This is a genomic window from Stutzerimonas stutzeri, assembly GCF_009789555.1.
GTDB lineage: Bacteria > Pseudomonadota > Gammaproteobacteria > Pseudomonadales > Pseudomonadaceae > Stutzerimonas > Stutzerimonas stutzeri_R.
The window spans coordinates 795,536-816,898 of record NZ_CP046902.1; the positions used below are offsets into that span (position 1 = coordinate 795,536).

Below are 21,363 nucleotides of genomic sequence, written 5' to 3' on the forward strand. Positions count from 1 at the left end.
CGCACGCACGCCCTGATCGTACCCGTCGCGGCGTGCTGCGGCCTAGCTCGCCTGGGTTACCGCACTGAGGAATTCCCGTGTGCGCGCCTCGCGAGGGTTGCCGAACAGTTCTTCGGGCGTGCCCTGTTCGTGGATACGGCCTGCATTAAAAAAGCATACGCGGTCTGCGAATTCGCGGGCGAATCCCATCTGGTGCGTGACCATCAACATGGTCAGGTTGTGCTCTTCGCCCAGTTGCCGGATAACATTGAGTACTTCGCCACAGAGTTCGGGGTCCAGTGCCGAGGTCACTTCGTCAAACAGCATCACCCTCGGGCGCATCGCCATGGCTCGTGCGATGGCGACCCGTTGTTGCTGGCCACCGGAGAGCTGCGCCGGATAATGCTCGAGCTTGTCTTCAAGCCCGACCATGGCCAGCAACTCGTCGGCACGCTCGCGCGCTTCGCGCTTGGACAGCCCCAGCACCTGCACCGGCGCTTCCATCACGTTCTGCCGAGCATCCATGTGAGGGAACAGGTTGAAGCTCTGGAATACCATGCCGACCTTGCCGCGAACGTGGCGCTGATAACGGCCACTGGCCGGAACCAGGTGCCCGTCGGACGCGGGCATGTGGGTCAACGGCTCTCCGTCGACTTCGATGACACCCTCGTCAATGGTCTCCAGCGTCATCAACGCGCGCAGCAGCGTCGATTTGCCCGAGCCGCTTGGACCGATGATCGCGACCTTCTCACCGTTGGCGATTTCCAGATCCAGATGATCGAGCACGGTCAGGCTGCCGTAGCGCTTGGTTACCTGATCGAAGCGCACCAGGGGTTCGGCCATGCCGTTGCCGCTGTGAGTCGGGGTGTCGAGTTGCGGTGAGGTGTTCATCGGGCAACCTCCAAGTGATTTTCAAGACGGCGAACGCACCAGGCCAGCGCCAGGCTGAGCAACAGGAAGAACAACCCGACCATCGTGATCGGTTCCAGGTAACGGAAGCTTTCGGAGCCAATGTTCTTGGCCTGCTGCATGATTTCGACCACGGTGATTGCCGAAAGCACCGGCGTATCCTTCAGCATCGCCACCAGATAATTGCCGAGCGCCGGCAGGATCGGGCGCAGCGCCTGCGGCAGAATTACATCGCGGTAAGCGGTCAGTGGCGTCATGTTCAGGGCGGTCACCGCTTCCCACTGCCCGCGCGGGACGGCGTCGAGTCCTGCCCGGTAGACCTCGGCGGTATAGCACGCGTAGTGCACCGCAATGGCGATGATTCCGGCCTGCAGGGCACTGAGATTGATGCCGTAGTTGGGGAATACGTAGAAGAGGAAGTAGGCCTGGATCAGTAGCGGCGTGCTGCGGATGAATTCGATCAGGCCGGTCGCAGGCCACGAAATCCACATCGTCCGGCTCCGGCGCGCGACCGCCAGCAGCAGGCCAAGCACGACGGCGATGGCGAAGCCGGCCAGGGTGATGCCGATGGTCTTCAACGAGGCCTGTAGCAACTGCGGGAGGATATCCAGGGCAAATTGCCAATCGAAGAAGCTCATGCCAGGCCTCCCTTGATTCGGCCCCGGCTCAGACGCCGTTCGATCAGGCGCATGGCGAGGTTGATCGCCTGGGCCATGACAAAATACATGAGCAGCGCCATACCGAAGATTTCAAGGGTCATGAACGTCGCCTGGTCGAGCTGGCGCGCCCGGAAGGCCAGATCCGAAATGGTGATCAGAGAAACCAGCGAGGTGTTCTTCAGCAGTTCGATCAGCAGGTTGGTTCCCGGCGGAATGGCAGCCAGCAGCGCTTGCGGCAGGATGATACGGGTGAAGCGTTTCAGCGGCGTCATGTTCAGCGCCACGCAGGCTTCGTGCTGGCCGCGTGCCACCGAGCGGATGGTGCCGCGCATGACTTCCGCGCCATAGGCGCCGATATGAAGCCCGAGGCCGAAAACCGCTACGGTGAATGCGGACAGTTCCACGTGGAACGGTGGCATGGGCAGTACGAAATACAGCCAGAACAGCTGCACCAGCAGCGAGGTGCCTCGGAACACTTCTATGTAGGCGATCGAAAACCAGCGCAGCGGAGCGAACGGCGACAAGCGGCCCAGGGCGCCGAGTACCGCACAGATGATCGCCAGCAGCGACGCCCAGAAGGTGATCTGAAGCGTTACCCAGGCACCTTGCAGCATCAGGGGAAGGAGTTCTCCCATGGGTTCGGTACCTCTATCTCGGGAACGAAACCACGCGAACGGACAGCGCCGCGCCATCGCGCAGCACGGCGCTCCGAACGCGGATCACTGGGCGCAGAGCTGCGCGGCGGTCTTGTCGGTGATGTTGGACTCGTCGAAACCGAACGGCGCGACGGTCTTGAGGTGATCCTCACTGCCCAGCCACTGTTTCAGCTCCGCGTTGACCGCATCGCGCAGGGCGGTGTCTTCGGGTCGGAACGCCAGCGCGCCGTAGCCGGTATGCGCCGGATCGTCCTTGAATTCGCTGATCGCCTCGAGCGAATCGCCGCCCTTCTCGGCCAGGCCTTTCATGGTCAACTGGGTGCCGACTGCTGCGTCGGCACGCCCGCTGCGCACTGCCTGCAGCTGCGCGGTGGTATCCGGGACCTGGAGTATCTGGTCATCGCTGATACCGCCATCTCGTGCATAGGCGAGGTTGACTGTACCGGACATGATCGCCAGCTTGGCGCCGCTCTTGGCGATGTCTTCGTAGCTGTGCAGGTCCTTCGGATTACCTGCCTTCACCAGCAGGGTGTCAGGCAACTGGTATTGCGGGTCGGTAAAAATGACCTGCTTGCAACGTTCTGGCGTGATGTACATGCCGGCCGCGATCAGGTCGAAACGGCCGGCGCGCAGACCCGGAATCAGCGAGCCCCACTCGGTAAGGACGGGCTTGATGGTTTCGATACCCATGCGCTGGAAGATTTTTTCGACGATTTCGGGGGATTCACCGGTCACGCTGCCGTCGGTAGCGGTATAGGCAAAAGGGGTTTCGTTGGCGTAGCCAATGCGCACGCTGTTGCTTTGCTTGATCTCATCAAGGGTGTCGGCCTGGGCGAGAGTCGAGAGCGAAAGGCTGGAGGTGACGGCGCAGGCCAGCAGAAGCTTGCCTAATCGGAAGGGGTTTGCGCGATTCATCATGAATTCTCCTGTGCTTTTATGGTTCGCAGCCGGAGCTGCTATTTAGGAGGGCAGTTTCAAGAGCATCAGGACAGGGCGTTTCCTGCCTCAGCGCGGCTTTGGACTTCTTCTTGGGTGAGAGGTGCGCCGCGTTTCGCCGCTGGAGCATAACAAAACGAGTTTTCTCCCTGGGATTGCACTAGGACAATTGCATGACACTGCGCTTCAGTCGATCCTGTCGGCTCGACTGAAGGTGGAACGTCATGCGCAACTGGAAACAGGCCTTGCTCGCTGCCCGTAGTGGCGCGTCCAAATACAAGCTGCTGGTTACCGCCATTGCAACCGACATCGAACAGGGCAATCTGCAGGACGGGCAGCGCCTGCCGCCGCAGCGCTTGCTCGCCGAGCAACTCGACATCAGCGTGCAAACGGTGACCAACGCCTACAAGGAGTTGGAGCGTCAGGGCTGGGTGCGTTGCGAGGTCGGGCGCGGCAGCTTCGTCAGCCGGCGCATCAGTGAACGTGTCGCCAGTTCGATGCTCGATCGCGGCGAGAATTCGCTGCTCGACTTCTCCACGGCGCGCATCGTGCGTACCGAGACCCATGACCGTTTCTGGCGGCAGACCTGCGAGGAACTGGCGGCCGAGCATGAGCAGCCGTGGATCCACGCCTGCCGGCCGATCGCCGGTTTCGAGCATCACCGCGAAGTCGGCGTGCAATGGCTCGCCGGGCTGGGGCTGACAGTGGAGCTACAGGATCTGCTGCTCACCAATGGAACCTCCCACGCAATTTTCCTCGCCCTCGCCTCACTGGCCGGGCCCGACGATCTGGTCCTCTGCGAAAACTGTACCGACCACGGTGTAATCGGCACCGCCCAGGTGCTCGGCTTCACCCTGCAAGGCGTGGAGACCGACCGCCATGGTCTCGATCCGGAACATTTCGAGGACCTGTGCGGCAACGAGCGGGTCACCGCGCTGGTCTGTACGCCGAATCTGAATAACCCCACCAGCACCATAATGCCGGACATGCGTCGCCGCGAAATCGCTGAGATCGCCCGCCGCTACGGCGTCTATGTGATCGAGGACGACGTGTACGGCCCGCTGCTCGGCGAGCATCGCGAAGCCTTGCCGATCAGCCATTACCTGCCGGAGTTGTCGTTCTACTGCACCAGCCTGACCAAGTCGGTACTCACCGGCCTGCGCATCGGCTATCTCGCCATGCCGCGGCGGCTGGCGTTGCGCACCGAAAGCATTCTGCGGGTAAACAGCTGGATGGCCGCACCCTTGCTGGGCGAAATTGCCACCCGCTGGATCGAACGGGGGCAGGCCAACGAACTGGTGCACCTGCAACGCGAGCTGATCGCCTCCCGTCAGGCCGCGGTGACTGCCGAACTGGGCGATTACCTGCGCGGCAGCCACCCCGCTTCCCTCAGCGCCTGGCTCAACGTGCCCGAACATTGGGAACTGGATGCGCTGCAGCACGAGCTGCGGCGGCGCGAAATAGCCTTGACCCTGCCCGATCCTTTTTTGCCACCGGGTAGCCGTCGCCCACGGGCGATGCGTCTATGCATCGGTGCAGAGTGCGACGACGAACGCCTGCGTGAGGGGCTCTGCAGCATCCGCGAAGTCTTCGAACAGTTCCCCGAGATTCATGAATTTCGCGGCGCGCGCTGAAAGCGAGCGCACGGTACCAGGGCGCCTCATACAGAGTCTCCAGAGGTGCTAAAACAGGGCGCATCGGCCCTTTGGGGCGGCACAATTACAGGGCGAAAATAAAGAGTCCTAGTACATTGAGCTGGCGAAATGGCCGCTCCTACACTCGGCGACATTCACCAGCGGAATGTTCGCCATGCAGCCGATCCTTTTCGACCAGCTCCTCGACGCTCGCGAGCGCATACGCGGTCTCGTTCGGGAAACCCCCCTTGAGCGTTCGGCCACGCTCAGTCGGCTGACGGGCGTGCCGGTATGGCTGAAGCTGGAGTCACAGCAGACAACCGGCAGCTTCAAGCTGCGAGGGGCGAGCCATGCGGTTGCGAGACTGCCGGCGGCGCAGAAACGACTCGGTGTGGTGACAGCCTCTACCGGCAACCATGGCCGCGCGCTCGCCTTTGCTGCGGCGCAGCAGGGCGTCAGGGCGATTGTCTGCCTGTCGCAATTGGTTCCGGAGAACAAAGTACAGGCGATCCGCGAGTTGGGCGCCGAGGTGGTGATCGTTGGCCATAGCCAGGACGATGCTCAGGTCGAGGCCGAACGCATCGAGCGGGAACAGGGCGCCACCTTCATTCCCGCCTTCGATCATCCGCATATCATCGCTGGCCAAGGCACGCTGGGTCTGGAAATCCTTGAACAATGCCCGGACGTCGCCGAGGTGCTGGTGCCGCTCTCCGGAGGTGGGCTGTTGGCGGGTGTCGCCCTGGGCCTCAAGCGCCAGCGCCCGGATATCCGCGTGCATGGCATCAGCATGCGCCGTGGTGCGGCGATGCATGCGAGCCTCGATGCTGGCCATCCGGTCGAGGTTGAGGAATGCCCGAGCCTGGCCGATTCACTCGGCGGCGGCATCGGGCTGGGCAATCGCCACACCTTCGGTCTCGTCCGTGAGCTGGCCGATCACCTCCACCTGCTCGATGAGCCGGCCATCGCCGTCGGCATCCGTCATGCCTATCACCAGGAACGGCTGGTGCTCGAAGGCGCTGCCGCGGTAGGCATCGCCGCCCTGCTCGAACGCGTGATCGAGCCTCGTGGTTCGGTGGTCGTCGTGATCAGCGGCCGCAATGTGGATACCGGTCAGCACCTGCGCGTGCTCAACGGCGCAAACGAATAAGCCCACTCCACCCTCATCAACCTTGCTACCGGTGCGTCCGGTGTATTCCCGATGGAGATCAACATGGCCGAGACTCTGCTGCTCAGCGAAACCGATCTCCGCGCCTGCCTGGCCCTCGATCCGGCCAGCCTCGACGCGGTCGAAGATGCGTTCCGCCTGCTTGCCACCGAGGCGGTGGCGATGCCGCCGATCATGCGTCTGGACATTCCCGAGCACAACGGTGAGGTCGACGTGAAGACGGCCTATCTGCCGGGCCTGCCGCGTTTCGCCATCAAGGTCAGCCCCGGATTCTTCGACAATCCGGCGCTCGGGCTGCCCAGCCTCAATGGGCTGATGATGCTGTTCTCGGCGCGCACCGGACTGCTCGACGCGTTGTTGCTGGACAACGGCTTCCTGACCGCCGTGCGTACCGCTGCCGCCGGTGCGGTGGCAGCAAAGTGGCTAAGTCGTCCAAACGCCAGCCGCGTGGCGATCATCGGGGCTGGCGAGCAGGCGCGCTTGCAATTGGCAGCCTTGCGGCTGGTGCGCGACATTCACGAGGTGCGTATCTGGGCGCGAGATCCAGCCAAGGCGGCCGCTTTTGCCGACGAGCTTGAAGGACTCCATGCGCGAGTCGCCGACAGCCTCGATGCCGCGATGGATGGTGTCGATATCGCGATTACCACCACACCCAGCCGCACGCCCTTGATACAGCCGCGTCATCTGCAACCGGGCCTGCACATCACAGCCATGGGCTCCGATGCCGAACACAAGAACGAAATCTCCGCGGCCGCTCTGGTCGCCTGCGATCTATACGTCGCCGACCGTCTGAGCCAGACCCGGGTGCTCGGTGAATTGCACCACGCGATCACGGCGGGCCTGGTGGACAGCGATTCGTCGTCGCTGACCGAACTTGGGCAGGTGATCGCCGGCCATCATCCCGGCCGCACCTCGGCCGGTCAGGTCACCCTCTGCGACCTGACCGGCACCGGCGCGCAGGACACTGCCATCGCCAGCTTCGCCTTCGACCGGGCTCGCGCAGCGGGCAGGGGTTTCATCTTCAACCCCTGATCTGCAGACGCGAGCCTGTTCGCACCGCCATTCGTCGCGGCTTCGCGAGCCAGCTCGCCCCTGCAGAGCAAGAGCGGTCCATCCACGAGGGCAATGAAGATGTCCGAAATCGTCGTCAATCTCCCCTTCAGCCGGGAGGAATATGCGTTGCGAATCGCCAGGGTTCGGCAGGCCATGGCTGATCGCGGTATCGAGCTGCTGATCGTCACCGACCCGTCCAACATGGCCTGGTTGACCGGCTATGACGGCTGGTCGTTCTACGTGCACCAGTGTGTGTTGCTGGCGCTGGAGGGCGATCCGCTCTGGTTTGGTCGCGATCAGGACGCCAACGGCGCGCGTCGCACGGTGTTCATGGGAGACGACGACATCGTTGGCTACCCGGATCACTACGTGCAATCGAGCGTACGTCATCCGATGGACTACCTTGCATGCGAGGTCATCCCTGCGCGCGGCTGGGACCGCCTGGCCATCGGCGTGGAGATGGATAACTACTACTTCAGTGCAGCGGCCTTCCGCTCGTTGCAGGAGCACCTGCCGCGCACGCGCTTTATCGATGCCACCGCGCTGGTCAACTGGCGGCGGGCGGTGAAGTCACCTCAGGAAATCGAGTACATGCGCGTCGCAGCGCGCATCGTCCAGCGCATGCACGAGGCGATCTACGAGCGCATCGAGCCGGGCCTGCGCAAGAACGAACTGGTCGCCGACATCTACCGTGCCGGTATTCTCGGGGTTGACGGCCATGGCGGCGACTACCCGGCAATCGTGCCGTTGCTACCGACCGGCGCCGATGCCAGCGCGCCGCATCTGACCTGGAACGACAGCCCGTTTCGGCTGGGTTCGGGCACCTTCTTCGAAATCGCGGGGTGCTACAAACGCTACCACTGCCCGCTGTCACGAACTATCTACCTGGGCAAGCCGCCGCCGCATTTTCTGGAGGCCGAGCAAGCCGTGGTAGAGGGCATTTCCGCTGGCCTCGCGGTGGCGCGTCCGGGCAATACCACGGGGGACATCGCCCGGGCGTTCCTTCGGGTGCTGGACAAGTTCGATATCCAGAAAGACAGCCGCTGCGGCTACCCGATCGGCATCAGCTACCCTCCCGACTGGGGTGAGCGGACCATGAGCCTGCGCCCAAGCGATGAAAGCGTGCTCGAACCGGGTATGACCTTCCATTTCATACCCGGACTGTGGATGGACGATTGGGGCCTGGAGATCACCGAGAGCATCCTGATCACCGAGACCGGGATGCAAACCTTCTGCGACCTGCCACGCAAACTCTACGTCAAGGACTGAGCCATGAGCGAAACACCCTTGCGCAACCCGATCAGCCCCACCGTCGACTTCGAGCGCGACGGTGTCCAGCACGGTTATCTGCGACTGCCCTACTCGCGCGATGATTCGGCCTGGGGCGCGCTGATGATTCCGATCAGCGTAGTGAAGAACGGCGCCGGGCCCACCGCGCTGTTCAGCGGCGGCAACCACGGCGATGAGTACGAGGGACCGCTGGCACTGAGCAAGCTGGCGCGCGGCCTCGATCCGGCGCGCCTGCGCGGTCGGGTGATCATCATCCCGTTCATGAACGCGCCGGCCGTATGGGCCGGCACACGCACCTCGCCGATCGATCGTGGCAACCTCAACCGCAGCTTTCCCGGGCGCCCCGACGGCAGCGTGACTGAGAAGATCGCCGACTATTTCCAGCGTCATCTGCTGCCGTTGGCCGACCTGGTGCTCGATATCCACTCCGGTGGCAAGACCCTCGACTTCCTGCCGTTCGCCGCCTGTCATGTCCTGGCGGACAAGGTCCAGCAGGCACGCTGCGAAGCGGCTATGCGCGCCTTCGCGGCGCCCTACTGCATGCGCATGCTGGAGCAGGACGCGTTGGGCATGTACGACACCGCGGCCGAGGCACTGGGCAAGATTTTCGTCACCACCGAACTGGGCGGCGGCGGCTCCGTCAGTGCCCGTAGCCTCGCCATCGCCGAGCGTGGCGTGCGCAACCTGTTGATCCATTTCGACTTGCTTGACGGGGAAGCCGAGCCATCCGAATCGGTCATGCTCGACATGCCGGATGAGGATTGCTACCTCTGCAGCGAAAGCGATGGCCTGCTTGAAATGTGCAAGGACCTGGGTGAGACCGTGCAGCGCGGCGAGCGGGTGGCGCGGGTCCACGATGCGCGCCGCACCGGTGTAGCGCCGGTCGAGTACCGGGCTCCGCGTGGCGGTCTGATCAGCGCGCGGCATTTTCCCGGACGGGTACAAAGCGGTGACACGCTGGCCGTGATCGCGCAGGTGGTGCTGTGAGCATGGAGCCTGGGTTTGCAGCGAATGGAGACTCGGCCGGGCAGACGATCATTGGCGCGCCGGGCGCTCTTTCTGGGGAGTAACCATGCACAAGCTCGACCGCTATGACCTGAAGATTTTGCGCATCCTGTCCGAAGACGGGCGGATCACCAAATCGGCGCTGGCCGAGGCCATCAACCTGTCGGTAACCCCTGCCTGGGAGCGCGTGCGCAAGCTCGAGGCCGCCGGACTGGTGCGCGGTTATCGCGCACTGATCGACTGGGGCGCGTTGTTCCGCACCCAGCAGGTACTGGTGGAAATCAGCCTGGCGCGGCACACCGCGCAGGACATGCGACGCTTCGAGCAACGACTGGCCGCGGCACCGGAGGTCGCGTTCTGCTACGCCACCGGCGGCGGCATCGACTACATCGCCATGATTCGAGCGCGCGACATCGACCACTACCAGCGCTTCATCGACATGCTGCTGACAGATGACCTGGGGATCGAGCGCTACTACACCTACATCGTCACCAAAGACATCAAACTCGACCAGGGCAATGCGCCCACGGCGTTCGACGAGCAAGCACAGGCGCTGCGGACGGCGCAGTCCTGACCGGCGTGACTATCTCCGCAGCCGAAATGGCACTAGAATGCGCGCCGCCTCGGCCACGTTGCCGGCAAATGGGTTCCCTCACCCCATCACGTTCAAAAAGGACATGTCATGCTGCAAATCCCTTCATCGGTCCGCCGGATCACCCTGGGCGGCCTGATCGCGTTTCACATACTGATCATCATCGCCAGCAATTATCTGGTGCAACTGCCGATCACCCTGTTCGGCTGGCACACCACCTGGGGCGCGTTCAGCTTCCCGTTTATCTTCCTGGCCACCGACCTGACGGTGCGCCTGCTCGGCAAAGGCCCGGCACGACGCGTCATCGCGCGGGTCATGCTCCCTGCACTGGTGGCCTCCTACGTCGTCTCGGTGCTCTTCCACCAGGGCGCATTCAGCGGCCTGGCCGCGCTCGGCGAGTTCAACCTGTTCGTGTTCCGTATCGCGGTCGCCAGCTTTCTGGCCTACGCGCTCGGCCAGGTGCTGGACATCCAGGTATTCGACCGTCTGCGACGGCTGCGCCAGTGGTGGATCGCGCCCAGTGCCTCCACCGTGTTCGGTAACCTGCTGGACACTTTCCTGTTTTTCTCAGTCGCCTTCTGGCACAGCGACGATCCCTTCATGGCGGCCAACTGGGTGGAGATCGCCAGTGTCGACTACGTGATAAAACTGGCCGTCAGCCTGGCGCTGTTCGTGCCGCTCTACGGCATGCTGTTGAACGCCATCGTGCGCCTGCTGCCGGGCCAGCCGACCGCCGCCGCGTCACGTTGAGCGTTGCCTGGGAGCGTCGGGCTGACCCGTCATCGGGTGCCCTTCGCTTCAGGCTGATCGGCAGCATTTTTTCTCGTTTCGACCCCGGCAAACGAAAAGATCCACCGGTCCACTCGGGCCGCTACGGAAAAGAACCCAAGCCGCCCTTTCCTAGCATGTCTCCCATGCCAATCGGCTTGGAGACACCGCCATGTCACTCGAACATCCGCTGCTGTTCAAATCGCTCTGCTACGTGGACGGTCAGTGGGTCCACAGTCGCGACGGTGCCAGCATCGCCGTGCAAAACCCGGCCAACCAGGCCGAAATCGGTCATGTGCCGATGCTCGATCGAGAGCAGATCAGCAGCGCGCTGGAAGCAGCCGAGCGCGCCTTCGAGGCCTGGCGTCAGTCCAGCCTGGACGAACGTGCAGCGATCCTGCGTCGTTGGCATGAGCTGATCCTGCGGCATCAGGAAGACCTGGCATTGATCCTTTGCGAAGAACAGGGCAAGCCGTTGGCCGAGGCGCGTGGCGAGATTCGCTACGCCGCGAGTTTCATCCCCTGGTTCGCCGAAGAGGCCCGACGGCTCTACGGACGGACCATCCCCAGCCATATACACGACGCGGAGCTGAGCACACGCAAAGTACCGGTCGGCGTCTGTGCCCTGCTCACCCCGTGGAATTTTCCCAGCGCGATGATCACCCGCAAGGCTGCCGCCGCGTTGGCGGCGGGCTGTACGGTGGTGGTCAAGCCTGCACACGAAACACCCTACTCCGCTTTCGCCCTGGCCCAACTCGCCGACGAAGCGGGACTGCCACCCGGCGTGTTCAACGTGGTGCTCGGCGAGCCGCAGATGACCATGCAGACGCTGGTGCAGGACCCCCGCGTGCGTTCGGTGAGTTTCACCGGATCGACCCGGGTGGGTCGTCTGATACTGGCCGCCGCCGCGTCCGGCGTGAAGAACGTGGCACTGGAGCTGGGTGGCAACGCGCCCCTGATCATTTGCGCGGACGCCGATCTCGAGCACGCGGTGCAGGTAGCAATGGATGCCAAGTTCCAGACCTCCGGCCAGGACTGTTGCGCAGCCAACCGCATCCTCGTCCATCGCGCCCTCTACGAAGCCTTCCTCGCACGCTTTGCGCGTGCCGTGCGGGAACTGCGCGTCGGCCCCGGGATGGATGAACGCAGCCAGATCGGCCCACTGATGCACCAGGCGGCATTCGACGCCACGGCCGCGCGGGTTGCCGACGCGCTCGATAAAGGTGCCCGGCTGCTGGTTGGGGGTGAGCCCCACGCCCTTGGCGGTTGGTTCTGGCAGCCGACAGTGCTGGCCGACGTCACGCCGACCATGCGTATCTACCGTGAAGAAAACTTCGCTCCGATCGCCGGCGTGCTGCCATTCGACAGCATCGACGAAGCGGTGGCCATCGCCAACGACACCGAATACGGGCTGGCCGCCTACATCTGCTCGAACCGCCTCGACGAGATCCATTCGCTCATCCGGCGGCTCGATCACGCGATGGTCGCGGTCAATGGCACGCGGTTCACCGGCCACCCGATCCCCTTCGGCGGGATGAAAGCCTCCGGCCTCGGCCGCGAGGGCGGCAGCGAAGGCTTCGAGCCCTTCGTCGAGACGCAGTACCTGTGCATCCATCATCAGGGCCAGCGCTACTGATGGGCGCCGCATTCGCCGCGGGGCGCGCCTCCCACAAGAGCGGGGACAAAGACCATGTGGCGCCTTTTGAACCCCTCGACCGCCTTCTGCTTTCTGGCGGGCCGGCTCGGGCGCGCGGGCCCATCTCGAACTGTGGGAGGCCCGCCCCGGGGCGAAGCGTTTGCCTTCGACCGCACCAGGGCACCGGACGCCCTGCAGCCCGCATTCGCCGCGGGGCGCGCCTCCTACAAAAGCGGGGACAAGGACCATGTGGCGCCTTTTGAATCCCTCGACCGCCTTCTGCTTTCTGGCGGGCTGGCTCGGGCGCGCGGGCCCCTCTCGAACTGTGGGAGGCCCGCCCCGGGGCGAAGCGTTTGCCTTCGACCGCACCAGGGCACCGGATGCCCTGCAGCCCGCATTCGCCGCAGGGCGCGCCTCCCACAAGAGCGGGGACAAGGACCATGTGGAGCCTTTTGAACCCCTCGACCGCCTTCTGCTTTCTGGCGGGCTGGCTCGGGCGCGCGGGCCCATCTCGAACTGTGGGAGGCCCGCCCCGGGGCGAAGCGTTTGCTTTCGACCGCACCAGGGCACCGGAGCCCTGCAGCCCGCATTCGCCGAGCGCGCGCCTCCCACAAGAGCGGGGACGAAGGCCATGCGGCCCCTTTTGAGCTCCTCGACCGCCTTCTGCTTTCTGGCGGGCCGGCTCGGGCGCGCGGGCCCATCTCGAACTGTGGGAGGCCCGCCCCGGGGCGAAGCTTTTACCTTCGACCGCCCCGGGGCACCGGACGCCCTTCAGCCCGCATTCGCCGCGGGGCGCGCCTCACGCGCGAGTCCGGAAGTGGAAATGTCTGGCAAACCAAACCATCCGATCACTGCAAATGGAGACGCCCATGAGTCATGACTACGACGCGCTATTCGCCCAGGACCGTGCTCACTTCATGCACCCGTCCACCCATGCCCACGACCATGCCAGCGGGGCGCTCAAGGGGCGCATCGTCACTGGCGCCTCGGGCATCCGCATCCGCGACCATGAAGGCCGCGAGCTGATCGACGCCTTCGCCGGGCTGTACTGCGTCAACATTGGCTACGGGCGTACCGAAGTGGCCGAGGCGATCTACCAGCAGGCCAAGCAACTGGCCTACTACCACACCTATGTCGGCCACTCGACCGAGGCCATCATCGAGTTGTCGCGCCGCATCATCGACTGGGCTCCCGAGGGCATGAAGAAGGTCTATTACGGGCTTTCCGGCTCGGATGCCAACGAAACCCAGATCAAGCTGGTGCGCTATTACAACAACGTGCTCGGCCGCCCGGCGAAGAAGAAGATCATTGCCCGCCAGCGCGGCTACCACGGTTCGGGAATCATGACGGGCAGCCTGACCGGCCTGGCCAGCTTCCACCAGCACTTCGACCTGCCGCACGCAGACATCAAGCACGCCGCCTGCCCGCATTTCTACAAGGCCCCGGCTGGCATGGACGAGGCGGCGTTCGTGCGCCATTGCGCCGCGGACCTGGAGCAACTGATCCAGCGCGAAGGCCCGGAAACCGTGGCGGCCTTTATCGGCGAACCGGTGATGGGCACGGGCGGTATCATCGTCCCGCCCAAAGGCTACTGGGACGCCATCCAGGCCGTCCTGGCGAAGTACGACATTCTGCTGATCGCCGACGAGGTGGTTTGCGCCTTCGGCCGTCTCGGCACGTCGATGGGCAGTCAGCTGTTCGGCATGAGGCCGGACCTGATCACCACGGCCAAAGGTCTCACCAGCGCCTATGCGCCGCTTTCGGCGGTCATCGTCGGAGAAAAGGTATGGAATGTTATCGAAGAGGCTTCTGCGCGCGACGGCGCCATGGGGCACGGCTGGACCTATTCCGGACATCCGATCTGCGCTGCAGCGGCGTTGGCGAATCTGGACATCCTGGAAAAAGAGAACCTTGCAGGCAACGCCGCCGAGGTGGGCGCGTACCTCAACGCTCAGCTGCGGCGGACGTTCGACGATCATCCGCTGGTGGGCGAGGTGCGCGGCGTGGGCATGCTGGCGGCGCTCGAATTCATGGCCGATAGGGAGGCGCGCACGCCCTTCGACGCGGCGCTGAAGGTAGGCCCGCGCGTATCGGCCGCTTGCCTGGAGCGTGGCATGATCGCCCGCGCCATGCCGCACGGCGACATTCTCGGCTTCGCGCCGCCGCTGATATTGACCCAGGCGGAGGCCGACCAGATCGTCGAAATAGCCCGAAGCGCGGTGGACGCGGTAGCCAGCGAGGTGCTTTGAGGCACCTCGCGGTCCTCAGAAGAAGGTCAGGCCGGCCTGGAACAGGCGCTCCACGTCGCGAATATGCTTCTTGTCGACGAGGAACAGGATCACGTGATCGCCGGATTCGATGACGGTGTTGTCATGGGCGATCAGCACCTGATCATCGCGAATCACCGCACCGATGGTCGTGCCGGGGGGCAAGGCGATCTTGCCGATGGCTCGGCCGACGGCCTTGCTCGATCGCGCATCGCCGTGGGCGATCACCTCGATGGCCTCCGCCGCGCCCCGGCGCAGCGAGTGGGCACTGACGATATCGCCCCGGCGCACATGGGTCAGCAGCGTACCGATGGTGGCCAGTTGGGGACTGATGGCGATATCGATCTCGCCGCCCTGGACCAGGTCAACGTAGGCCGGGTTGTTGATGATGCACATCACCTTGCGCGCGCCCAGCCGCTTGGCCAGCAGCGACGACATGATGTTGGCTTCGTCATCGTTGGTCAGGGCCAGGAAAACGTCGGCATCGTTGATGTTCTCTTCGACCAGCAGATCGCGATCCGAGGCGCTGCCCTGGAGGATGATGGTGCTGTCGAGGGTATCGGAGAGGTAGCGGCAACGTGCCGGGTTCATCTCGATGATCTTGACCTGATAGCGGCTTTCGATGGCTTCGGCCAGGCGTTCGCCGATGTGTCCGCCACCGGCGATGACGATCCGCCGGTAGGAATCGTCGAGCCGGCGCATCTCGCTCATCACGGCGCGGATGTGCCCGCGCGCGGCGATGAAGAACACCTCGTCATCCGCTTCGATCACCGTATCGCCTTGCGGCAGGATGGCCTGGTTGCGACGGAAGATTGCCGCCACGCGGGTGTCGACGTTGGGCATGTGATTGCGAAGCTGGCGCAGCTCCTGGCCGACCAGCGGCCCCCCGTAATAGGCCCGCACCGCCACCAGCTGCGCTTTGCCTTCGGCGAAGTCGATCACCTGCAGCGATCCGGGATGCTCGATCAGACGTTTGATGTAATTGGTGACTACCTGCTCCGGGCTGATCAGGACGTCGACTGGGATCGCCTCGTTGTTGAACAGACCGGAACGGGTCAGATACGCCGACTCGCGCACCCGGGCGATCTTGGTCGGGGTATGGAACAGTGTGTAGGCGACCTGGCAGGCGACCATGTTGGTTTCGTCGCTGTTGGTCACCGCGACCAGCATGTCGGCGTCATCGGCACCGGCCTGGCGCAATACGGTCGGAAACGAACCGCGGCCGACCACGGTACGGATGTCCAGGCGGTCGCCAAGATCCCTCAGGCGATCGGCATCGGTGTCCACCACAGTGATGTCATTGGCTTCGCTGGCGAGATTTTCGGCAAGCGTGCCACCCACCTGTCCCGCACCGAGAATGATGATCTTCACGCGATCACTCCTGATAGGCGGCTTCAGGCCGCCGCGTCCATGATTGGCCGAGGCCTTGTGCCTGGCGCATTTACGAATCCGGGCCGCTGGGTTGGGCCGTGATCTTGATCAGTTTGGCGTAATAGAAACCGTCGTGGCCATTTTCCTGCGCCAGCAACTGGCGTCCATGAGACTGCTCCAGGCCGAATTCGCTCGGCAGGTCTAATTCCCGAGCGCCGGGCATGCGCGCCAGGAAGGCTTCGATTACCTCGCGGTTTTCCGTCGGCAACACCGAGCAGGTTGCATACAGCAGCACGCCTCCAACGGCCAGGGTGGGCCACAGCGCGTCGAGCATTTCGCCTTGAAGGGTCGCCAGCGGCGCGATGTCCTCGGCCTGCCGGGCCAGCTTGATATCCGGATGACGGCGGATCACGCCGGTCGCCGAACAGGGTGCATCGAGGAGAATGCGCTGGAATGGCTGCCCGTCCCACCAGACTTCGGTCGCACGGGCATCAGCCGCGACCAGTTTGGCCTGCAATTGCAGGCGGTCGAGATTTTCCTGGACGCGCTGAAGTCGTTTCGGTTCGAGGTCCAGCGCGATGACCTCTGCCAGCTCAGGCTCGCGCTCGAGGATATGGCACGTCTTGCCGCCGGGCGCGCAGCAGGCATCCAGCACGCGTTGTCCCGGGGCGAGATCGAGCAGCCCTGCCGCTAACTGGGCCGCTTCGTCCTGCACACTGACGCGGCCTTGCGCAAAACCGGGCAACTGGTTGACATCGCAGGCCGCAGCCAGGCGGATACCGTCCTCGCTGTAGGCGCAGGGGAACGCTTCGAGGCCGGCGGCCTGCAGCTCATCGAGATAGGCATCCCGCTCGACCTGACGATGGTTGACCCGCAGCATCATCGGCGGATGGGCATTGTTCGCGGTGCAGATGGCCTGCCAGTGCTCGGGCCAGTGCGCTTTCAGGGATTTCTGCAACCAGCGCGGATGGGCGAAGCGAATCACCGGATCGCGCTCCAACTCGGCAAACAGCGCCTCGCCCTCACGCTGGGCATTGCGCAGCACCGCATTGAGCAGCCCCTTGGCCCAGGGTTTGTTGAGTTTTTGCACGCAACCGACGGTTTCGCCGATGGCGGCGTGGGGCGGAATACGGGTATGGAACAGCTGATAAAGGCCGACCAGCAGCAGCGCTTCGACGTCTCGGTCCGCCGCCTTGAATGGCTTTTGCAGGAGACGTTCGGCGAGGCCCGCCAGGCGTGGCTGCCAACGGGCAGTGCCGAACGCCAGGTCCTGGGTCAGCCCTCGGTCTCGGGCGTCGACCTTGCCCAGTACGTCCGGCAGGCTGCTGTTCAGTGAGGCCTTGCCGGACAGCACCACGCTGAGCGCACGCGCAGCGGCCAGGCGCGGGTTCATCGACATTATTCGAACACCTTGCCAGGCATGAACTGCTCGCGCCGACTGTTGTACAGATCGCTGAAATTCAGCGGCTTGCCATTGGGCAGCTGTAGTCGAGTGAGCAACAGCGAGCCTTCACCGCAGGCGACCTGCAGGCCGTCCTTGCTGGCACCGATGATCTGGCCGGGCGCGCCCTGCCCCGTCTCCAGCCGCGCCGCATGAATCTTCACCGCTGCTTCATCCAGACGGCTGTGGCAGATCGGCCAGGGGTGGAACGCGCGTACCAGGCGCTCCAGTTCGGCAGCCGGCCGGCTCCAGTCGATGCGCGCCTCGTCTTTGTTCAGCTTGTGCGCATAAGTCGCCAGACTGTCGTCCTGCACCTCGCCGCTGAGCGTGCCGGCTTCAAGCGCGGCGACAGCCGTGACCACGGCATCGGAACCCAGCGCGGCGAGCCGGTCGTGCAGGCTGCCGCCGGTGTCCTCGGCGTCGATCGGTGTGCTGACCTTGAGCAGCATCGGACCGGTATCCAGGCCGGCTTCCATCTGCATCACGGTGACCCCGGATTCGGCATCGCCGGCTTCGATCGCGCGCTGGATCGGCGCGGCGCCGCGCCAGCGCGGCAGCAGCGAGGCATGACTGTTGATGCAGCCCAGGCGCGGCAGGTCGAGCACGGCTTGCGGCAGAATCAATCCATAGGCCACGACCACCATCAGGTCGGCGCGCAACGCGGCCAATTCGGTCTGGGCCGCGGGGTCGCGTAGTGTCTGTGGCTGGTAAACCGGAATGCTGTGTTGCAGTGCCAGTTGCTTGACCGGGCTAGGCATCAGCTTTTGCCCTCGACCCGCAGGCCGATCCGGCTGGGTGTAGACCGCGATCACCTGCCGCCCGGCGTCGAGCAGGGCTTGCAGGTGCTGGGCGGCGAATTCCGGAGTACCGGCAAAAACGATGCGCATGAAGAGGACTCGTCAATGAATGGCTGGCTGCTCAGGCAGCATGAAACGGCTGCGCGCGGGTCATCTGAGTCAATGGCAGGCGTGTCCGCGAGACCCGTCGAGCACAGCCCGCTATTGGGTTGCCTGACTCGCTGCACTCGCCCCTGGGATCGCTCCTGGGTGCGCCAATCCCCCGGTCGTTGCGTCTGACCCTCGCTCGCTACGTTTCACACCACCGGCGATGCACGCCTTTGGGGTCGGTGATCAAGCCTGCTGACGGTGAAGCTTTTCCAGCTTCTTCTTGATCCGGTCGCGCTTGAGATTGGACAGATAGTCGACGAACAGTTTGCCGTTGAGGTGATCGCACTCGTGCTGGATACACACCGCGAGCAGGCCCTCGGCGATCAGTTCGTATGGCTGGCCGTCGCGATCCAGCGCCTTGACCTTGACCTTCTGCGGGCGGTCGACGTTCTCGTAGAAACCGGGCACCGACAGGCAACCTTCCTGATACTGCTCCATCTCGTCAGTCAGGAACTCGAACTCCGGGTTGATGAAAACCCGCGGCTCGGACCGGTCATCGGACAGGTCCATCACGACCACGCGCTTGTGCACATTGACCTGCGTCGCGGCCAGGCCGATACCCGGCGCGTCGTACATGGTCTCGAACATGTCGTCGATCAACTGACGAATGCCATCGTCGACCACGTCCACCGGTTTGGCGATGGTGCGCAGGCGTGGATCGGGAAATTCTAGGATGTTCAGGATTGCCATATGCGTTTGTGATGCACTTATGGAATAAAGTCAAAAGCCGCTGCTAAGATGCCGAGCAGCTTGTAAACGGCTTAACGCCGCTTTCCACAAGGGTTTCTGCGGCGCTAGGGCGCTTTACGTGAAGGCACATCATAAAGGGATTCACCACATGAGGAAATCACTACTCGCCCTGCTGTTGGTGGCGGTTGGCGGCATGGCACAGGCCGCTGTGCAGCTCAAGGATGATCATCCGGAGCAGTACACCGTAGTGAAAGGCGACACCCTCTGGGATATTTCCGGTCGTTTCCTGCGTGAGCCCTGGAAGTGGCCCGAGCTTTGGCACGCCAACCCGCAGGTGGAAAACCCGCACCTGATCTACCCCGGTGACAGCCTGAGCCTGGTCTATATCGACGGCCAACCGCGCGTCATGCTCAATCGCGGCGCGTCGCGTGGGACCATCAAGCTTTCGCCGACGGTCCGCACCACACCGATGGCCGAAGCCATCAGCACCATCCCGCTGGAAGCCATCAACAGTTTCCTGTTGAGCAACCGTATCGTCGACAGCGCCGCTGAATTCCAGGCCGCGCCCTATATCGTCGCCGGCAACGCCGAGCGCGTCATCAGCGGCTCCGGTGATCGTGTGTACGGGCGTGGCGAGTTCCAGGAGGGTATCGGTGTCTATGGCATCTTCCGTCAGGGCAAAACCTATATGGACCCCGAGACCGAGGAGTTCCTGGGCATCAACGCCGACGACGTGGGCACCGCCGAGCTCCTCGACATGGAAGGCGATATCGCGACCATGATGCTCACGCGGGTCACCCAGGAAGCGCGCATCGGCGATCGCATGTTCCCTAGCGAGGAGCGTGCGGTGAACTCGACCTTCATGCCGAGCGAGCCGGAAGGCGAGATCAACGGCGTCATCCTCGACGTGCCTCGCGGTGTAACGCAGATCGGCCAGTTCGATGTAGTGACGCTGAACAAGGGCGCGCGCGACGGCCTGAGCATCGGTAACGTGCTGGCGGTATACAAGACCGGCGAAACCGTGCGTGATCGGGTGACCGGCGAGCAGGTCAAGATTCCGGACGAGCGTTCGGGGTTGCTGATGGTCTTCCGCACCTATGACAAGCTCAGCTATGGCCTGGTGTTGCAGGCCACGCGCTCGCTGGCGGTAATGGACAAGATCCGCAATCCCTGACACTGACAAGCCCCGCCGATGCGGGGCTTGTCGTTTCTGTGGTACGCCGCATGGATGCGGTGCGACGAAACAAGGACGGTTCCCATGGCCTCGATTTCTCCTGCCGAACTCGAAGCGCGCCTGCGCCTGCATCTGCTGCCAGAGCTCGGTCCGCGACGTCTGCATAAACTGCTGACGGCGTTTCCCAATGCGTCCTCCGCGCTCAGCGCACCGGCCTCCGCGTGGCGTGCGCTGGGATTGCCGCCCAGCTGTGCCGAACCCCGCCGCGCCCCGGCGATACGCGAACGAGCCGCCCAGGCGCTGAGCTGGCTGGCGCAGCCGGGTCATCATCTGGTGATGTGGGACGAGCCGGGTTACCCGGGGTTGCTGGCGCAATTGCCGGACGCGCCGCCGCTGTTGTTCGTCGACGGCGATCCCGCCCTGCTGGAGCGGCCGCAGCTGGCAATGGTCGGCAGTCGTCGAGCCTCGCGTCCCGGCCTGGATAACGCCACTGCCTTCGCGCGCAGCCTCGCTGGGGGTGGCTTCGTGATCACCAGCGGGCTGGCCCTGGGTATCGATGGCGCGGCGCACCAGGGCGCGCTGGACGTGAGCGGTGGAACGATCGCCGTACTCGGCACCGGACTGATGCGAATCTACCCGCGTCGCCACGTTGGGCTTGCCGAGCGAATCGTCGCCCATGGCGGTGCGCTGGTATCCGAACTGCCGCTGGATTGCGCGCCGCACGCGTCCAATTTTCCTCGCCGCAACCGCATTATCAGCGGGCTGTCGCTCGGCGTGCTGGTGGTCGAGGCCAGTCTTTCCAGTGGCTCGCTGATAACCGCGCGGTTGGCGGCCGAGCAGGGCCGTGAGGTGTACGCCATTCCCGGTTCGATTCATCATCCTGGCGCACGCGGCTGCCATCAGCTGATTCGTCAGGGCGCCGCGCTGGTCGAAAGCGTCGACGACATCCTTCAGGCGCTGCAGGGCTGGCAACGGACAACCGTAGAAAGTCCGGCGCACCCTGCTCGTCCGTCTCATCCGCTACTTGATCAGTTAGTCGCCGGATCGATGACCAGCGAAACACTTGCCGGCGCGCTGGCACAACCGCTGGCCCAGGTGCTGGCTGAACTGACCGAGCTGGAGATCGAGGGGTTGGTGGCCTGTGATAACGGCCTCTGGGTGGCGCGAACCGGTTAAGCACGGCTGTGCGGG

At 63.9% G+C, this 21,363-nt stretch carries 19 protein-coding genes; 11 read left to right on the top strand and 8 right to left on the bottom strand.

Features of this window, described 5'->3' with window-relative positions:
* Nucleotides 1-42: 42 nt before the first annotated feature.
* From ehuA to ehuB, 4 genes are all read right to left on the bottom strand, one after another.
* Nucleotides 43-870, bottom strand: coding sequence for an ectoine/hydroxyectoine ABC transporter ATP-binding protein EhuA (gene ehuA, locus GQA94_RS03590; RefSeq protein WP_423835372.1), 828 nt, complete (start codon nt 868-870; stop codon nt 43-45).
* Nucleotides 867-1,526, bottom strand: coding sequence for an ectoine/hydroxyectoine ABC transporter permease subunit EhuD (gene ehuD / locus GQA94_RS03595; protein ID WP_158186778.1), 660 nt, complete (start codon nt 1,524-1,526; stop codon nt 867-869). Before ehuD ends, ehuA begins: the two co-directional genes overlap by 4 nt.
* Nucleotides 1,523-2,182 carry an ectoine/hydroxyectoine ABC transporter permease subunit EhuC gene (gene ehuC / locus GQA94_RS03600; RefSeq protein WP_158186779.1) on the bottom strand — a complete coding sequence of 220 codons (660 nt, stop codon included), beginning with the start codon at nt 2,180-2,182 and terminating at the stop codon, nt 1,523-1,525. Before ehuC ends, ehuD begins: the two co-directional genes overlap by 4 nt.
* Nucleotides 2,183-2,266: 84 nt before the next feature.
* A complete protein-coding gene (ehuB, locus tag GQA94_RS03605; protein ID WP_423835373.1) occupies nt 2,267-3,121 on the bottom strand; it encodes an ectoine/hydroxyectoine ABC transporter substrate-binding protein EhuB in 855 nt (284 codons plus the stop codon).
* 242 nt (nt 3,122-3,363) lie between these two features.
* Here ehuB and GQA94_RS03610 point away from each other — a divergent pair, with 242 nt between their 5' ends.
* The 9 genes from GQA94_RS03610 (at nt 3,364) to GQA94_RS03650 (ending at nt 14,531) form a co-directional block, all read left to right on the top strand.
* Entirely contained in the window at nt 3,364-4,773 is a 1,410-nt protein-coding gene (locus GQA94_RS03610) for a PLP-dependent aminotransferase family protein (protein WP_158186780.1), read from the top strand.
* A 175-nt stretch (nt 4,774-4,948) separates the two neighbouring features.
* On the top strand, nt 4,949-5,920 hold the full coding sequence (gene eutB, locus GQA94_RS03615; protein ID WP_158186781.1) for a hydroxyectoine utilization dehydratase EutB: 972 nt from the start codon (nt 4,949-4,951) through the stop codon (nt 5,918-5,920).
* 63 nt (nt 5,921-5,983) lie between these two features.
* A complete protein-coding gene (locus GQA94_RS03620; RefSeq protein ID WP_158186782.1) occupies nt 5,984-6,970 on the top strand; it encodes a cyclodeaminase in 987 nt (328 codons plus the stop codon).
* 99 nt (nt 6,971-7,069) lie between these two features.
* A complete protein-coding gene (doeA, locus tag GQA94_RS03625) occupies nt 7,070-8,260 on the top strand; it encodes an ectoine hydrolase DoeA (protein ID WP_158190017.1) in 1,191 nt (396 codons plus the stop codon).
* Between the two features lie 3 nt (nt 8,261-8,263).
* Nucleotides 8,264-9,268 (top strand): N(2)-acetyl-L-2,4-diaminobutanoate deacetylase DoeB, encoded by a 1,005-nt coding sequence (doeB, locus tag GQA94_RS03630; protein WP_158186783.1) that lies wholly within the window; start codon nt 8,264-8,266, stop codon nt 9,266-9,268.
* 85 nt (nt 9,269-9,353) lie between these two features.
* Nucleotides 9,354-9,860 (top strand): Lrp/AsnC family transcriptional regulator, encoded by a 507-nt coding sequence (locus GQA94_RS03635; RefSeq protein WP_158186784.1) that lies wholly within the window; start codon nt 9,354-9,356, stop codon nt 9,858-9,860.
* A gap of 108 nt (nt 9,861-9,968) precedes the next feature.
* Nucleotides 9,969-10,628 (top strand): 7-cyano-7-deazaguanine/7-aminomethyl-7-deazaguanine transporter, encoded by a 660-nt coding sequence (locus GQA94_RS03640; RefSeq protein ID WP_158186785.1) that lies wholly within the window; start codon nt 9,969-9,971, stop codon nt 10,626-10,628.
* A gap of 190 nt (nt 10,629-10,818) precedes the next feature.
* Complete coding sequence (locus GQA94_RS03645; protein WP_158186786.1) at nt 10,819-12,282, top strand: NAD-dependent succinate-semialdehyde dehydrogenase; 1,464 nt, start codon at nt 10,819-10,821, stop codon at nt 12,280-12,282.
* An 869-nt stretch (nt 12,283-13,151) separates the two neighbouring features.
* Nucleotides 13,152-14,531 carry an aspartate aminotransferase family protein gene (locus GQA94_RS03650; protein ID WP_158186787.1) on the top strand — a complete coding sequence of 460 codons (1,380 nt, stop codon included), beginning with the start codon at nt 13,152-13,154 and terminating at the stop codon, nt 14,529-14,531.
* 15 nt (nt 14,532-14,546) lie between these two features.
* Here GQA94_RS03650 and trkA read toward each other — a convergent pair whose 3' ends face one another.
* The 4 genes from trkA to def all read right to left on the bottom strand — a co-directional run bounded on the left by trkA (nt 14,547) and on the right by def (nt 18,998).
* Nucleotides 14,547-15,920, bottom strand: a complete 1,374-nt coding sequence (gene trkA / locus GQA94_RS03655) for a Trk system potassium transporter TrkA (RefSeq protein ID WP_158186788.1) — start codon at nt 15,918-15,920, stop codon at nt 14,547-14,549.
* 70 nt (nt 15,921-15,990) lie between these two features.
* Complete coding sequence (gene rsmB, locus GQA94_RS03660; RefSeq protein WP_158190018.1) at nt 15,991-17,313, bottom strand: 16S rRNA (cytosine(967)-C(5))-methyltransferase RsmB; 1,323 nt, start codon at nt 17,311-17,313, stop codon at nt 15,991-15,993.
* 5 nt (nt 17,314-17,318) lie between these two features.
* Nucleotides 17,319-18,248, bottom strand: a complete 930-nt coding sequence (gene fmt / locus GQA94_RS03665; RefSeq protein WP_158186789.1) for a methionyl-tRNA formyltransferase — start codon at nt 18,246-18,248, stop codon at nt 17,319-17,321.
* A 243-nt stretch (nt 18,249-18,491) separates the two neighbouring features.
* Nucleotides 18,492-18,998 carry a peptide deformylase gene (gene def / locus GQA94_RS03670; RefSeq protein ID WP_158186790.1) on the bottom strand — a complete coding sequence of 169 codons (507 nt, stop codon included), beginning with the start codon at nt 18,996-18,998 and terminating at the stop codon, nt 18,492-18,494.
* Nucleotides 18,999-19,146: 148 nt separating this feature from the next.
* On the opposite strand from def, the gene GQA94_RS03675 reads away from it, so the two are divergent.
* Together GQA94_RS03675 and dprA are read left to right on the top strand one after the other, a co-directional pair.
* The gene (locus GQA94_RS03675; RefSeq protein ID WP_158186791.1) at nt 19,147-20,172 is read left to right on the top strand and encodes a LysM peptidoglycan-binding domain-containing protein; all 1,026 of its coding nucleotides are present in this window, start codon (nt 19,147-19,149) and stop codon (nt 20,170-20,172) included.
* Between the two features lie 84 nt (nt 20,173-20,256).
* On the top strand, nt 20,257-21,348 hold the full coding sequence (gene dprA / locus GQA94_RS03680) for a DNA-processing protein DprA (RefSeq protein WP_158186792.1): 1,092 nt from the start codon (nt 20,257-20,259) through the stop codon (nt 21,346-21,348).
* Nucleotides 21,349-21,363: the final 15 nt, after the last annotated feature.

What these genes read in the sequence shown, in the direction of transcription:
- ehuD (WP_158186778.1), bottom strand. Translation starts at nt 1,526, where the DNA reads ATGAGCTTCTTCGATTGGCAATTTGCCCTGGATATCCTCCCGCAGTTG.
- def (WP_158186790.1), bottom strand. Translation starts at nt 18,998, where the DNA reads ATGGCAATCCTGAACATCCTAGAATTTCCCGATCCACGCCTGCGCACC.
- GQA94_RS03675 (WP_158186791.1), top strand. Translation starts at nt 19,147, where the DNA reads ATGAGGAAATCACTACTCGCCCTGCTGTTGGTGGCGGTTGGCGGCATG.
- fmt (WP_158186789.1), bottom strand. Translation starts at nt 18,248, where the DNA reads ATGCGCATCGTTTTTGCCGGTACTCCGGAATTCGCCGCCCAGCACCTG.
- ehuA (WP_423835372.1), bottom strand. Translation starts at nt 870, where the DNA reads ATGAACACCTCACCGCAACTCGACACCCCGACTCACAGCGGCAACGGC.
- GQA94_RS03645 (WP_158186786.1), top strand. Translation starts at nt 10,819, where the DNA reads ATGTCACTCGAACATCCGCTGCTGTTCAAATCGCTCTGCTACGTGGAC.
- dprA (WP_158186792.1), top strand. Translation starts at nt 20,257, where the DNA reads ATGGCCTCGATTTCTCCTGCCGAACTCGAAGCGCGCCTGCGCCTGCAT.
- GQA94_RS03635 (WP_158186784.1), top strand. Translation starts at nt 9,354, where the DNA reads ATGCACAAGCTCGACCGCTATGACCTGAAGATTTTGCGCATCCTGTCC.
- doeA (WP_158190017.1), top strand. Translation starts at nt 7,070, where the DNA reads ATGTCCGAAATCGTCGTCAATCTCCCCTTCAGCCGGGAGGAATATGCG.
- eutB (WP_158186781.1), top strand. Translation starts at nt 4,949, where the DNA reads ATGCAGCCGATCCTTTTCGACCAGCTCCTCGACGCTCGCGAGCGCATA.
- doeB (WP_158186783.1), top strand. Translation starts at nt 8,264, where the DNA reads ATGAGCGAAACACCCTTGCGCAACCCGATCAGCCCCACCGTCGACTTC.
- GQA94_RS03640 (WP_158186785.1), top strand. Translation starts at nt 9,969, where the DNA reads ATGCTGCAAATCCCTTCATCGGTCCGCCGGATCACCCTGGGCGGCCTG.
- GQA94_RS03620 (WP_158186782.1), top strand. Translation starts at nt 5,984, where the DNA reads ATGGCCGAGACTCTGCTGCTCAGCGAAACCGATCTCCGCGCCTGCCTG.
- ehuB (WP_423835373.1), bottom strand. Translation starts at nt 3,121, where the DNA reads ATGATGAATCGCGCAAACCCCTTCCGATTAGGCAAGCTTCTGCTGGCC.
- GQA94_RS03650 (WP_158186787.1), top strand. Translation starts at nt 13,152, where the DNA reads ATGAGTCATGACTACGACGCGCTATTCGCCCAGGACCGTGCTCACTTC.
- GQA94_RS03610 (WP_158186780.1), top strand. Translation starts at nt 3,364, where the DNA reads ATGCGCAACTGGAAACAGGCCTTGCTCGCTGCCCGTAGTGGCGCGTCC.
- rsmB (WP_158190018.1), bottom strand. Translation starts at nt 17,313, where the DNA reads ATGAACCCGCGCCTGGCCGCTGCGCGTGCGCTCAGCGTGGTGCTGTCC.
- ehuC (WP_158186779.1), bottom strand. Translation starts at nt 2,182, where the DNA reads ATGGGAGAACTCCTTCCCCTGATGCTGCAAGGTGCCTGGGTAACGCTT.